We start from the raw sequence: 13278 nt of genomic DNA on the forward strand, positions 1-13278 counted from the left end.
GTATAAGAGACAGGGGGGAGTACGGTCCTCCGCCGGGCCCGCGCTTCGTCCTACTCGGCCGCGGGCCAGGGAACCTGCGGCGAGCGGTAGTAGTCGATCCCGAGCGCCTCGAACCGCGGACCCTGCTCCGCGAGCCGCGCCTTGTACTGCTCCCAGTCGTGCGTCGCCGCCGGGGACCAGCCCAGCTCCGCCACGCCCGGCAGGCGCGGGAACGCCATCTGGTCGATGTGGGCGTCGGTGGAGATGGTCTCCGTCCACAGCGGCGCCTCGACGCCCTTCACGGCCGCCTCCGGCGCGCCCGGCAGATAGGCCGCCGGGTTCCAGTCGTAGGACCGCTGCACCTCGACGTAGCCGGCCCAGGCCAGGCCCAGCTTGGTGTCCTTCGTGTACTTCATGTCGAGGTAGACCCGGTCGGCGGGCGAGAGGATCAGCCCGGTGCCGTTCCGCGCCGCCGCCGCGACCTGCTCCTTCTCGGCGGCACTGGTGCGGTCGAGTCCCCAGTACTGCGCGAGCGCGCCCTCGGCCGGTGTGGCGCCGGTCAGCTGGTGCCAGCCGATGACGGTCTTGCCGTACGTGGCGACGACCGGCTGGACCCTGTCCATGAAGGCGACGTAGTCCGCGTGGGGCGTGGAGTGCGCCTCGTCGCCCCCGATGTGGAGGTACTTCCCCGGGGTCAGCGCGGCGAGCTCGCGGATCACGTCGTCCACGAAGTCGTAGGTGACCTCCTTCGGCACGCACAGGGAGCTGAAGCCCACGTTGGTGCCGGTGTAGAGCGGCGGGGCGACGCCGTTGCAGTTCAGCTCGGCGTACGAGGCGAGTGCGGCGTTGGTGTGTCCGGGCAGGTCGATCTCGGGGACGACCTCCTGGTGGCGGGAGGCCGCGTAGCGGACGATCTCCTTGTAGTCGTCCTTGGTGTAGTAGCCGCCGGGGCCGCCCCCGACCTGGGTGGAGCCGCCGTAGGTGGCGAGCCGGGGCCAGGATTCGATGGCGATGCGCCAGCCCTGGTCGTCGGAGAGATGCAGATGCAGCTTGTTGATCTTGTAGAGGGCGAGCTGGTCGATGTAGCGCTTGACCTGTTCGACCGTGAAGAAGTGACGGGAGACGTCGAGCATCGCGCCCCGGTAGGCGTAGCGCGGGGTGTCGGTGATGGTGCCGCCCGCGACCCGCCAGGGCCCGGGCTGCACCGTGCGCTTCTCCACGGCCGCCGGGAGCTGCTGGCGCAGGGTCTGGACGCCCCGGAAGAGGCCGGTGGGGCGGTGGGCCGTGAGAGTGATGCCGCTGCGGCCCGACTGCAGCCGGTAGCCCTCGTCGCCGAGCGCGGCGTCCTTGGTGAGGCGGAGCCGGATGCCGCCCGCCGCCGCGTTCTCGTCGACGACGGGCAGCGCGTGACCGGTCGAGGGGCGGAGGAGCCCGGCGAGGTAGTCGGCGACGGCGCGGGACTCGCGGGAGCCCTTGTCGACGCGGATACGGGTGGCGGCGTTGATCGTGTACGGCTGTCCGCCGGGCGCCACGGAGGCGGGGGCCGGGACGACCCTGCCGAGCGGCCGCAGCACGGAATCGGCGGCGGAGTGGGCGGTGGGGGCGGCTCCGACGCAGGAGATGCCGGCCGCCGCAAGGAGCAGCAGGGCGCCGAGCACGCGGGGAAGCGTTCTGCGCTGTCTCACAGACATGGTCCCTTTCGATGGACTTCGAGGCTGTGGATATGCGTATCCGAACAGTCACCATGCGTACCGTGGACCACTTGCGCGGTCAAGGTGTAGACCAATTTGGCCACTCAAGGCTGCGATCATGGAGGGGTCTGCCCGATTTCGGGCAGGATTCTTGCTAAGTCGCCCGGGTACCCCTCAGTATTCACGGGTGCTCGAACGCCGCCCGTCGCATGACGACCTCATCGACCACCTGGTGCGCAGCACCGCGCTGCAGCGCGGTGAGGCCGCCCGGGTGGTTCTCGACGTGCTGGCGTACTTCGACGAGTCGACCGAGGACTTCGTCCGCCGCCGCCACCGCGAACTGCAGTCCGGTGGCGCCGTGAACGCCGAGATCTTCGAGCGCATCGCGGCCGAGCTGCCGCACCGCGCCGTGGCGCCGCCGGAGCTCTCGCTCCGGCAACTGCGCCGCATCGTCTACGGCTGAGCACGCCCACTACCTTGGAGGGGTTACACCTTTATGTGCGGAATTGTCGGTTACATCGGAAAGCGTGACGTGGCCCCGCTGCTGCTGGAAGGCCTGCAGCGGCTGGAGTACCGGGGGTACGACTCCGCCGGCATCGTGATCACCAGCCCGAAGGCCTCCGGCCTGAAGATGGTGAAGGCCAAGGGTCGGGTCCGTGACCTCGAGGCCCGCGTCCCCAAGCGCTTCACCGGCACCACCGGCATCGCCCACACCCGCTGGGCCACCCACGGCGCGCCGAGCGACATCAACTCGCACCCGCACCTGGACCCCGAGAACAAGGTCGCGGTCGTCCACAACGGCATCGTCGACAACGCGCAGGAGCTGCGCGCCAAGCTCGAGGCGGACGGCGTCGTCTTCGCCTCCGAGACCGACACCGAGGTCATCACCCACCTGATCGCCCGCTCCCAGGCCACCACCCTGGAGGAGAAGGTCCGCGAGGCGCTCAAGGTCATCGAGGGCACCTACGGCATCGCCGTCATGCACGCCGACTTCAACGACCGCATCGTGGTGGCCCGCAACGGCTCCCCGGTCGTCCTCGGCATCGGCGAGAAGGAGATGTTCGTCGCCTCCGACGTCGCCGCCCTGATCGCCCACACCCGCCAGGTCGTCACCCTCGACGACGGCGAGATGGCCACCCTCAAGGCCGACGACTTCCGCACGTACACGACCTCGGGCGCCTCCACGACGGCCACCCCGGAGACCGTGGAGTGGGAGGCCGCCTCCTACGACATGGGCGGCCACGACACGTACATGCACAAGGAGATCTCCGAGCAGCCCGACGCGGTCGACCGCGTGCTGCGCGGCCGGATCGACGACCGCTTCTCCACGGTCCACCTGGGCGGCCTGAACCTCGACGCCCGCGAGGCCCGCTCCATCCGCCGTATCAAGATCCTCGGCTGCGGCACCTCGTACCACGCCGGCCTCATCGGCGCCGGGCTCATCGAGTCCATGGCCCGCATCCCCGCCGACGCCGAGCCGGCCTCGGAGTTCCGCTACCGCAACCCGGTCGTGGACCCCGACACCCTCTACATCGCCGTCTCCCAGTCCGGTGAGACGTACGACGTGCTGGCCGCCGTCCAGGAGCTGAAGCGCAAGGGCGCCCGCGTCCTCGGCGTCGTCAACGTCGTCGGCTCGGCGATCGCCCGCGAGGCCGACGGCGGCGTGTACGTGCACGCCGGCCCCGAGGTCTGCGTCGTCTCCACCAAGTGCTTCACCAACACGGTCACGGCCTTCGCGCTGCTCGCCCTGCACCTCGGCCGCATCCGCGACCTTTCGGTGACCGACGGCAAGCGGATCATCGAGGGCCTGCGCAAGCTGCCCGCGCAGATCAGCGAGATCCTCGAGACCGAGGACGAGATCAAGAAGATCGCCGCGGAGTACGCGGGCGCCCAGTCGATGATGTTCATCGGCCGCGTGCGGGGCTACCCGGTCGCCCTGGAGGCCTCCCTGAAGCTCAAGGAGATCTCCTACATCCACGCCGAGGCGTACCCGGCCTCCGAGCTGAAGCACGGCCCGCTCGCCCTGATCGAGCCGGCCCTGCCGACGGTCGCGATCGTCCCCGACGACGACCTGCTGGAGAAGAACCGCGCCGCCCTGGAGGAGATCAAGGCCCGCAGCGGCCGCATCCTCGCGGTCGCGCACCAGCCGCAGGCGAAGGCCGACCACACCATCGTCGTCCCGAAGAACGAGGACGAGCTGGACCCGATCCTGATGGGCATCCCGCTCCAGCTCCTCGCGTACCACACGGCGCTCGCCATGGGCCGCGACATCGACAAGCCGCGCAACCTGGCCAAGTCCGTCACGGTCGAGTAGCAGGTTCCGGGCCTGTCACCCGGAGCTCTCGACCACGGCCGGGAAAGCCCGTCCGCCCGCATTCCGGACCTGTCCCCGGAGGGCCGGACGCCCGGCCGGACACGCAGCGGTCCCTGCGCACGCCACCTGTGCACAGGGACCGCTGCTTTCATCGAGGGCTCGATCCGCCTTGAGGGCGCTTGCGCGTCTGTCGACAGCCGCGCCGCCCCTTCGGCTCTCTCGCCCCCTGGCCCGCGCCCCACCCCGAGCGGGGCGCGGACCCCTCGTGGCCACGTCAGCCGGCGGCCGCCACACCCCGGCCCGCGGCACTCTTCAGTGAGGTCGGCCAGTTGGCCACCGCCGCCGTCGCGCCGTACCAGGCCGCGAGTCCGGCGACCGCGGCGACCCAGCCGCCCGCCTTGCCCAGCCCGCCGTTGTCGGCGAGGGCGCCGATGCCGAGCAGCAGCAGCGCGACGAACAGCAGCCCGTACACGCCCTGTCCGAACAGCCCGCTGCCCGAGGACGCCATGGTCAGCGTGAGCGCGAGCAGCGCCCACAGCAGGAGGAAGAGCCCGGTCGCCTCGGCCGAGGCGTCGCCGCCCACTCCGGTCCCCCAGGTGAACCAGAAGGCGCCGAGCGCCGAATAGGCCGTGCCCGTACCGCCGTTGCCTGCGCGCAGGGCGAGCAGACCGACGAGGAAGAGCGCCACGCCGCCGACCCAGGTGGCGAGGGCTGCGGCGTCGGACGCCGCGACGTTGTCTATGACGCCCGTGCTGCCGATGCCGAAGGCCAGCAAGGTCAGTCCGAGCGCGAGGTGGCCGAGAGTGGAGGTGGTGTTTCCCGCGGCGACTTCGTTGTCCACGGCGGGCTCCCTTCAAGTGGGCAGTTGTGCTGCGTGAGCTGCTTGTTCCGGTGACCTTTAAGTACCCTTCACAAGCGCACAAATCACCTGTCGGAGGTGAAATTTATCGCTACACCAAAGGAGTTGACGAAGTGTCGAGGAGATGAAGCCGTCGAGATCGAGCCGTCGCGGCCGGTCGTACGACTCAGGGGATCTCGGCTCAGGGAATGACGATCACGGGACGCTGCGCGCGCTTCGCGAGGCGTCCGGCCACCGAGCCGAAGATCCGGCCGACGATGCCGTGCGTGGAGCCGACCACGATCGCGTCGGCCGAGTACTCCCGGCCGACCTCCTCCAGTTCGTGGCAGATGTCGCCACCGCGCTCGACGAGGATCCACGGGACCTCGGCGAGGTAGTCGGCGCAGGCGAGCTCGAGACCGAGCACCTCGGTGCGGTGGTCCGGCACGTCGACGAAGACCGGCGGCTCGCAGCCGGCCCAGACGGTCGTGGGCAGCCGGTTGGCGACATGGACGATGATCAGGCCGGAGCCGGAGCGCTTGGCCATGCCGATGGCGTACGCGAGGGCCCGCTCACTGGAGGTCGAGCCGTCGAAGCCGACGACCACTCCGTGCCTGAAGGCGGGATCACAGGAGTGACGTGGCTGTTCGACCGCGAGGGGGTCGACCGTGGAGTCGGCGACGCGCTTGCGGTCCGCGGGTTCGGGGAATTCGTGACCGGCCATCGGTGTCTCGGCGAAGAAGTCCTGTTGGGAGGGGACGATGGAGAACGTCGTACGAACAACGGTTGGCGGCGGAGCTGTGTCCGGGAATCATCTTCCCAAGCCCATACCCCCAAGGGTACGGCGACACTCCTCTCCTGCCCAGAGCCGTCGTGACCACACACAGCGATCGCACGGCGTCCCAGGGAGCATGCACGAGCCCGTCCCGATATGGCAATGCCGGTTGTGTCCTACAGGTGTCCGTACGGGGCACGAACGGCGGCCACGCGCAGTGACCGGAACGTTCCGCTCCTCGTTGCCACAGGTCCAGTCACCGTCGCAGGGAGCCCCGCCCGTGCCCGCACCATCGGCCGCCGCCACCTCCACCGCCACGTCCCCCTTCACCGTCGCCCACTCCCCCACGCCCACCCCCGGGCCGGCACTCCCCCCACCCCCCTCACCGACACCCGGCCGACGGCGCCTCCCGGACCCCTCGCCGAGGAGTGGAAGCGCGGGGAGCGCGGGGAGCACAGGGAGCGCGGAGGGCGGCGCGGGGAGCGCGGCGACCGAGTCGGCGGGCGACGTCGTCCGCTGGGGGGTCTTCTGCTGCGTCCTGGTCCCGGTCGTCCTCGTCGCCTACGGCACCTCGCTCGGCGGTGCGGCCGGGACGGCGCTGGGGCTCGTCGCGGTGACGGCGGTCTGCCAGGTCCTGCTGCGCCGGGCGGAACGCGGTCTGCGCGCCGAGGCCGCGCGGCCGCGATCCCGACGCTCCCAGGGCGGCCGAAACCCCCGACGGATCTGACGAACCCCCGTGGAGCTGACAGGTTCGTACACCCACACCCGTATGTTTTCAGCCAACTTCCAGTTGTCGGCGAGTCCTTGCCGGAATGCCCCCTCAACCCCCTGGCCACCAGGCATGAAAGCCCCGCGGTCGGCGCGCACACCCTACGGGGACGGGCCATGCGCGCACGACGCACTTCCCTGCGCGGCCTGCGAGTGGAACGCTTCGTGATCGAATGCTTCGCGCCAAGTTGCCTTGTCGACAATGTGCCGGATGGAGAACTTGTCACGCCGGCGCCACGGAACACAGTAGATTCGATCATGGGTATCGAAGACTGGGGTCTCGTGCAAAACCGAGGGGAAACGTGCAGGAGCGACAGGACCAGGGAGACGCGAACACCGAGGGGGGCTTAGCGTCATGAGCCAGGACTCCGCCGTACCGGAGGCCGCACGGAAGCTTTCCGGGCGCCGCCGTCGCGAAGTCGTCGCGGTGCTGCTGTTCAGCGGCGGCCCCATCTTCGAGAGCTCCATCCCGCTCTCCGTGTTCGGAATCGACCGGCAGGACGCCGGAGTGCCGCGCTACCGGCTGCTCGTGTGCGCCGGCGAGGAAGGCCCGCTGCGGACCACAGGGGGCCTCGAACTGACCGCGCCGTACGGCCTGGACGCGATCAGCCGGGCCGGCACCGTCGTCGTACCGGCCTGGCGGTCGATCACCTCGCCGCCACCGCCGGAGGCGCTCGAAGCGCTGCGCCGGGCACACGAAGAGGGCGCGCGGATCGTCGGGCTGTGCACCGGCGCGTTCGTGCTCGCCGCGGCCGGACTGCTCGACGGCCGGCCGGCGACCACGCACTGGATGTATGCGCCGACGCTCGCCAAGCGCTATCCGTCGGTCCATGTGGATCCGCGGGAGCTCTTCGTCGACGACGGGGACGTACTGACATCGGCCGGCACCGCGGCCGGGATCGACCTGTGTCTGCACATCGTGCGGACCGACCACGGCACGGAGGCCGCGGGCGCCCTGGCGCGCCGCCTGGTCGTCCCGCCGCGGCGCAGCGGCGGCCAGGAGCGCTACCTCGACAGGTCTTTACCAGAGGAGATCGGCGCCGACCCGCTCGCGGAGGTCGTCGCCTGGGCCCTGGAGCACCTCCACGAGCAGTTCGACGTGGAGACGCTCGCGGCCCGTGCGTACATGTCACGGCGGACGTTCGACCGCAGGTTCCGCTCGCTCACCGGCAGCGCTCCCCTGCAGTGGCTGATCACCCAGCGGGTGCTGCAGGCGCAGCGGCTGCTCGAGACCTCCGACTACTCGGTCGACGAGGTCGCGGGTCGCTGCGGCTTCCGCTCCCCGGTGGCGCTGCGCGGTCACTTCCGCCGCCAGCTCGGCTCCTCGCCGGCCGCGTACCGCGCGGCCTACCGGGCCCGGCGCCCGCAGGCCGAGACGGCGACGACGGTGCTGGACCCGATGGTGCCGTCGCAGGTGTCGCCGGTCACCCGGCGTCCCGGCGGACCGCTGGAGCCGGGCAAGCCGCCGTCCGACCTGTACGCGTCGGGCCGCCCGGCACTGCCGGGCCAGCGCAGCGCCCCATAAGGGCGAACCGCACAGCGCGAACCGACGGGCGCCCGGGGACACCTCCCCGCGGCGCCCGTCGTCGCGAGCAGGGAGTACGACTCCGCAAGCAGGGCCCGATCCCCTGGGCACCCCCTAAGGTAGGACGCATGAACGATCGCATGGTGTGGATCGACTGCGAGATGACCGGGCTCTCGCTGACGGACGACGCACTCATCGAGGTGGCCGCACTGGTCACCGACTCGGAACTGAACGTGCTCGGCGACGGGGTGGACATCGTGATCCGCCCGCCGGACGCGGCGCTGGAGACCATGCCCGAGATCGTGCGCCAGATGCACACGTCCTCCGGCCTCCTCGACGCCCTGCCCGGCGGAACCACCCTCGCCGACGCCGAGGCGCAGGTCCTCGCCTACGTACGCGAGCACGTCAAGGAGCCGGGCAAGGCACCCCTGTGCGGGAACTCGGTCTCCACCGACCGCGGGTTCCTGTCGCGGGACATGCCGGCGCTGGAGAACCACCTGCACTACCGGATCGTCGATGTCTCCTCGGTCAAGGAACTGGCCCGCCGCTGGTACCCGAGGGCGTACTTCAACAGTCCGGAGAAGAGCGGCAACCACCGCGCGCTGGCCGACATCCGCGAGTCCATCGCGGAGCTGCGCTACTACCGCGAGGCGATCTTCGTCCCGCAGCCCGGACCGGACTCGGACACGGCGAAGCAGATCGCCGCACGCCACGTCCTGCCCGGCGAGTGAGTCCCGGCACCGTGTGAGCCCCTGCTCGCGCCCCCGACGCCCCCTGACGTCACCCTGACGCCACCCCGGCGGAATGCGGGCGCGAGCACCCGCTCGGACCCTGTAGACTTCTTCTCGGCCGGTCGGGGAAACCTTCGGGAAAACCGCCGGTCGTGGTGGGTATAGCTCAGCTGGTAGAGCACCTGGTTGTGGTCCAGGATGTCGCGGGTTCGAGTCCCGTTACTCACCCTGAAGGTCGAGGCCCCGGTTCATACGAACCGGGGCCTCGGTCGTTCCCGGGCAACCGATCCCCGCGCGGCGACGACTGTGAGGTACGCAACGGCTCTCTTCCCGCCAGGAGGATTCGTGCAGTACCCGCAGGCACCTCGCTCCCTGCTCGCCGCCCTGTGCGCCGGTGTCGTCGCCGTCGCCTCACTCACCCTCACCACCGGGACCGCGTCCGGCGCGACCGCGCGGCAGGCCGAGCGGCTCGACCGGGGTGTGGTCAGCGTCCACACCGGGACCGGCAATCTGGTGAGCTGGCGCTGGCTCGGCACCGACCCGGACAGCGTCGCCTTCAATGTGTACCGGGCCGGTACGAAGGTGAACGCCACCCCCGTCACCGCCTCCACCAACTACTTCCACGCCGGAGCTCCCGCTCACGCCGACTACACCGTCCGCGCTTTCGTCGGCGGCGTGGAGCAGGGCGACTCGGTGCACGCCGTCCAGTTCCGCACCGGCTTCAAGGACGTGCCGCTCACTCCCCCCGCGGGCGGCACCACCCCGGACGGGGTGGCGTACACCTACGAGGCCAACGACGCGTCCGTCGGCGACCTCGACGGGGACGGCGCGCTGGACTTCGTACTGAAGTGGCAGCCGACCAACGCCAAGGACAACTCGCAGTCCGGCTACACCGGGAACACGATCGTCGACGGCATCCGGCTCGACGGGACGCGCCTGTGGCGGATCGACCTCGGCCGGAACATCCGTTCCGGGGCGCACTACACGCAGTTCCAGGTGTACGACTACGACGGCGACGGCCGGGCCGAGGTCGCCATGAAGACCGCCGACGGGACCGTCGACGGGCGCGGCACGGTCATCGGCAGCACGTCCGCCGACCACCGCAACAGCAGCGGCTACGTCCTGGCCGGACCCGAGTACCTGACCATGTTCGACGGGCTCACCGGCGCCGCGATGGGCACCACCGGCTACGTGCCGGCCCGCGGCACCGTCTCCTCGTGGGGCGACAGCTACGGCAACCGGGTCGACCGCTTCCTCGCCGGAACCGCGTACCTGGACGGCGCCCGGCCCTCGCTCATCATGGCGCGGGGGTACTACACCCGGTCCGTGATCGTGGCCTGGGACTGGCGCGGTGGGCAGTTCACCCGGCGCTGGACCTTCGACAGCGGTTCGTCCACCAACACCGGCAAGGGGTACGACGGGCAGGGGTCGCACAGCCTCTCCGTCGGCGACGTGGACGGCGACGGCAAGGACGAGATCGTCTACGGGTCGATGGCCGTCGACGACAACGGCAACGGCCTCTGGACGACCAGGACCGGGCACGGCGACGCCCAGCACCTCGGCGACCTCGACCCGGGAACGGCGGGCTGGAGTACTTCAAGGTCTCCGAGTCGTCGTCCCAGCCGTCCGAGCTGTACATCGACCCGGCGAACGGCAGCATCCGCTGGCAGCTCGGCGCCTGCTGCGACAACGGGCGCGGGGTCGCCGGCGACATCCACACCGGGAACGCGGGCGCCGAGGTGTGGTCGGCCTCCGGCACCTCGATACGGGACGAGGGCGGGGCCGCCAAGGGCCGCGAGCCCTCGTCCGCGAACTTCCTGAGCTGGTGGGACGGTGACACCACCCGCGAGCTCCTGGACGGCACCCGCATCGACAAGTACGGGACGTCCGGCGAGACCCGGCTGCTCACCGGTGCCTCGGTCGCCTCCAACAACGGCACGAAGGCGACCCCGGCGCTCTCCGGTGACATCCTCGGCGACTGGCGCGAGGAGGTGGTGTGGCGCACGGCGGACAACCGCGCGCTGCGGATCTACTCGTCCCCGTACGAGACGGGCACGAAGATCACCACGCTGTTGCACGACACGATGTACCGCACGGGTCTCGCCTGGCAGAACACCGCCTACAACCAGCCCCCGCACCCGAGCTTCCACCTGGGCGGCGGCATGGGGACCGCACCGCGGCCCCTCGTCACGACGCCGTAGCGCATCGAAGACGCTCGAAAGAGTGAACCCTTTTCTGTATCGGTCGCTATGAAATCTGATGTACGGTCATTTCATAACGACCGATACAGATTTGGGGGACCCTTCCATGACGACCTCTCGCGCGCTTCTGCTCACCCACGGCTCCGGCGGGGGCATCGAGTCCAACTACGGCCCGATCCGGGGGGCGCTGGCCTCCGGCGGGCGGCACGTCGTCGGGTTCGACCTGCCGGGTACGGGCGGAGCACCCCGCGCCACGGATCCGCTCGAACTGGACGCGCTGGCCGACGGGTTGGTGGCCGAGGCCGACGCCGCGGGGGTGGAGCGCTTCGCCGTCTCCGGGTACTCCCTGGGGACGACGGTCGCGATCCGGGCCGCGACCCGTCACCCGGAGCGGGTGACGGGCCTGGTGCTGACCGCCCCGTTCGCCTACGCGGACCATGCGCTGCGGCAGGCGTCCCTGCTGTGGCGGGACCTCGCGGACAGCGGGCAGCACGCGTTGGTGGCGCGCCTTCTGGTGCCGCTGGTCTTCAGCCCCGCGATGCTCGACCCGATGACACCGGAGGTCGTCGAGGGTGTCGTCCGGCTCACCGGCGAGTCGATCCCGGAGGGTACGCCGGAGCACGCGGACCTGGTGGCGCGGGCGGACGTCCGGGAGGACCTGGCCGGGGTGGGCGTGCCGACCCTGGTCATATCGACGACCGAGGACCGGCTGGTGGCGCCGGCGCTGCACCGGTCGGTCGCGGCCGGCATCCCCGGTGCGCGGCTCACCGAACTGGCCACGGGACACGCTCCGTTCGCCGAGAACCCGGCGGTATGGGGGAAGCTGATCACCGAGTTCCTGAGCGAGGTGGAGCAGGCCTGATCCGGGCGGGAGCGCAAGAAGGCGCGCTCCGGCCGGCGGTGGGGGTGGCTCCGGCCGGAGCGCGCGGTGTGGGGGGCTCAGTGGCTCACTTGTAGGCGGCGAACGCCTTGGTGAAGGCCAGCGGCTGCTGGAGGATCGAGGAGCACGTGGCGTCCGCGTGGTTGACCGCGCCCGCCGCGCACTGCTTGTCGCGGGTCGAGGACCACATCGACAGCCAGCCGATGCCCTTGGACTTCGCGAAGTCGACCAGCTGGGTCGCGTCGTCGACCTTGAAGATCTCGGTGGTGACGTCGTTGACACCGATCATCGGGGTGACGGCGACGGCCTTCCAGGCGGCCGCGTCGCTCAGCCCGAGGACACCCTTGATCTGGGCCTGGGTCGCGGTCGCGGCCTGGATCGCGTACTGGCCCATGTCTCCGCTGTAGGCCGGGCCGTAGTCCATCGCCATGATGTTGACGGCGTCGACGCGGACACCGTTCCTCTTGGCGTCGGCGAGGAGGTCCACACCGGGCTGGGTCAGCCCCTCGGGCATGACCGGCAGGGTGAAGGAGACGTTCAGGCCCGGGTGGGACTTCTGGAGCTGGGCGATGGCCTGGGAGCGCCGGGTGTTCGCGGCGGTGTCCGGCAGGGCCGCGCCCTCGATGTCGAAGTCGACCTTGGTGAGCTTGTACTGGTCGACGACCTTGCCGTAGGCGGCCGCGAGGTCGGCGGAGGAGGAGCAGTTGAGGGCCAGTTCGTGGCCGGCGGCGCCGCCGAAGGAGACCCGGACGTCACCGCCCTTGGCCCGCAGGGCCCCTATCTGGGAGGCCACCTTGTCGTTCGCGAGGTCGGTGACACCGCCCCACAGCGGGGCGCAGGAGCCGCCGGAGGTGATGAAGGCGAGGTTGAACTCCTTCACACCAGTGGCATCGGCGGTCGCGAGCATGTCGTACGACGGGTAGAGGGAGGTGTCGATGTAGGGCGCGTACTTCGCGACGGCACCCGGGGCGCCGGTGGCGGTCGCCGTCGGCGTGGGCGTCGGAGCCGTCGTGGCGGTCTGGCTCGGTGTGGCCGTCGCAGTGGCGGTGGGGGTCGCCGAGGCGGTCGGGGCCACGGTGGCGGTGGGCTGCTCGGTCGGCCGGCCGCTGGGCGTCGGGGTCGCGCCGCCGACGGAGCAGGTGGCCTTGTTGATCAGGCAGTTGGCGGGGTCGCCGGCCTCGCCTGCGGCCGAGGTCACGAAGCCGACGGTGACGGACTGGCCGGGGGCGAGCTCCTTGTTCCAGCTCGCGGGCTTCACGGTGACGTGCTGCCCCGAGACGGTGTGCTCACCGTTCCACAGGGAGCCGATCGTGGTGCCGGCCGGCAGGTCGAACTCCAGCGTCCAGCCCCCCGACTGGACGCTGGAGGTCTGGTTGGTCACGACGTACTGGCCGGTGTAGCCGCCTGTCCAGGTGCTGGTCCTGGTGTACGCGGCGCCGACGGCCGCGGCCTGGGCGGTGCCCGTGAGCGCGAACGCGGCGCCCCCGATCACCGCCGCGGCGACGACCGCGCCGATGACCTTGGTCTTGCCGCTCGCCCTGCGCCGGTGCGAACTGGTGCCCATCGCGTGCCTGCC

The 13278-nt window shown here is 70.7% G+C and carries 10 protein-coding genes, 1 tRNA gene and 1 pseudogene; 8 read left to right on the plus strand and 4 right to left on the minus strand.

Annotation, left to right across the window (positions count from 1 at the left end):
- Window positions 1-50: 50 nt before the first annotated feature.
- Window positions 51-1670 carry a beta-N-acetylhexosaminidase gene (locus ACFC0D_RS03980; protein WP_376430885.1) on the minus strand — a complete coding sequence of 540 codons (1620 nt, stop codon included), beginning with the start codon at window positions 1668-1670 and terminating at the stop codon, window positions 51-53.
- Window positions 1671-1857: 187 nt separating this feature from the next.
- Between ACFC0D_RS03980 and ACFC0D_RS03985 the strand changes: the two genes are divergently transcribed.
- Window positions 1858-2133, plus strand: a complete 276-nt coding sequence (locus ACFC0D_RS03985) for a hypothetical protein (RefSeq protein WP_041662420.1) — start codon at window positions 1858-1860, stop codon at window positions 2131-2133.
- A 33-nt stretch (window positions 2134-2166) separates the two neighbouring features.
- Complete coding sequence (gene glmS, locus ACFC0D_RS03990; protein WP_376430886.1) at window positions 2167-3984, plus strand: glutamine--fructose-6-phosphate transaminase (isomerizing); 1818 nt, start codon at window positions 2167-2169, stop codon at window positions 3982-3984.
- A gap of 274 nt (window positions 3985-4258) precedes the next feature.
- Here glmS and ACFC0D_RS03995 read toward each other — a convergent pair whose 3' ends face one another.
- The gene (locus ACFC0D_RS03995) at window positions 4259-4825 is read right to left on the minus strand and encodes a GPR1/FUN34/YaaH family transporter (RefSeq protein WP_376430887.1); all 567 of its coding nucleotides are present in this window, start codon (window positions 4823-4825) and stop codon (window positions 4259-4261) included.
- 199 nt (window positions 4826-5024) lie between these two features.
- The gene (locus tag ACFC0D_RS04000; protein WP_329120266.1) at window positions 5025-5546 is read right to left on the minus strand and encodes a universal stress protein; all 522 of its coding nucleotides are present in this window, start codon (window positions 5544-5546) and stop codon (window positions 5025-5027) included.
- A 331-nt stretch (window positions 5547-5877) separates the two neighbouring features.
- Between ACFC0D_RS04000 and ACFC0D_RS04005 the strand changes: the two genes are divergently transcribed.
- The 6 genes and pseudogenes from ACFC0D_RS04005 (at window position 5878) to ACFC0D_RS04030 (ending at window position 11684) form a co-directional block, all read left to right on the plus strand.
- Entirely contained in the window at window positions 5878-6324 is a 447-nt protein-coding gene (locus ACFC0D_RS04005) for a hypothetical protein (protein ID WP_376430888.1), read from the plus strand.
- A gap of 396 nt (window positions 6325-6720) precedes the next feature.
- The gene (locus ACFC0D_RS04010; protein WP_376430889.1) at window positions 6721-7890 is read left to right on the plus strand and encodes a helix-turn-helix domain-containing protein; all 1170 of its coding nucleotides are present in this window, start codon (window positions 6721-6723) and stop codon (window positions 7888-7890) included.
- A gap of 128 nt (window positions 7891-8018) precedes the next feature.
- Window positions 8019-8621, plus strand: coding sequence for an oligoribonuclease (gene orn / locus ACFC0D_RS04015; protein WP_376430890.1), 603 nt, complete (start codon window positions 8019-8021; stop codon window positions 8619-8621).
- 155 nt (window positions 8622-8776) lie between these two features.
- Window positions 8777-8849 (plus strand) — tRNA-His (locus ACFC0D_RS04020).
- A 117-nt stretch (window positions 8850-8966) separates the two neighbouring features.
- Window positions 8967-10822, plus strand: a pseudogene (locus ACFC0D_RS04025) (rhamnogalacturonan lyase).
- A 106-nt stretch (window positions 10823-10928) separates the two neighbouring features.
- A complete protein-coding gene (locus tag ACFC0D_RS04030; RefSeq protein WP_376430891.1) occupies window positions 10929-11684 on the plus strand; it encodes an alpha/beta fold hydrolase in 756 nt (251 codons plus the stop codon).
- Between the two features lie 85 nt (window positions 11685-11769).
- Here ACFC0D_RS04030 and ACFC0D_RS04035 read toward each other — a convergent pair whose 3' ends face one another.
- Window positions 11770-13266 (minus strand): cellulose binding domain-containing protein, encoded by a 1497-nt coding sequence (locus ACFC0D_RS04035; RefSeq protein ID WP_376430892.1) that lies wholly within the window; start codon window positions 13264-13266, stop codon window positions 11770-11772.
- Window positions 13267-13278: the final 12 nt, after the last annotated feature.

The sequence above is a fragment of the Streptomyces sp. NPDC056222 genome, from assembly GCF_042264065.1.
Classification (GTDB): Bacteria; Actinomycetota; Actinomycetes; order Streptomycetales; family Streptomycetaceae; genus Streptomyces.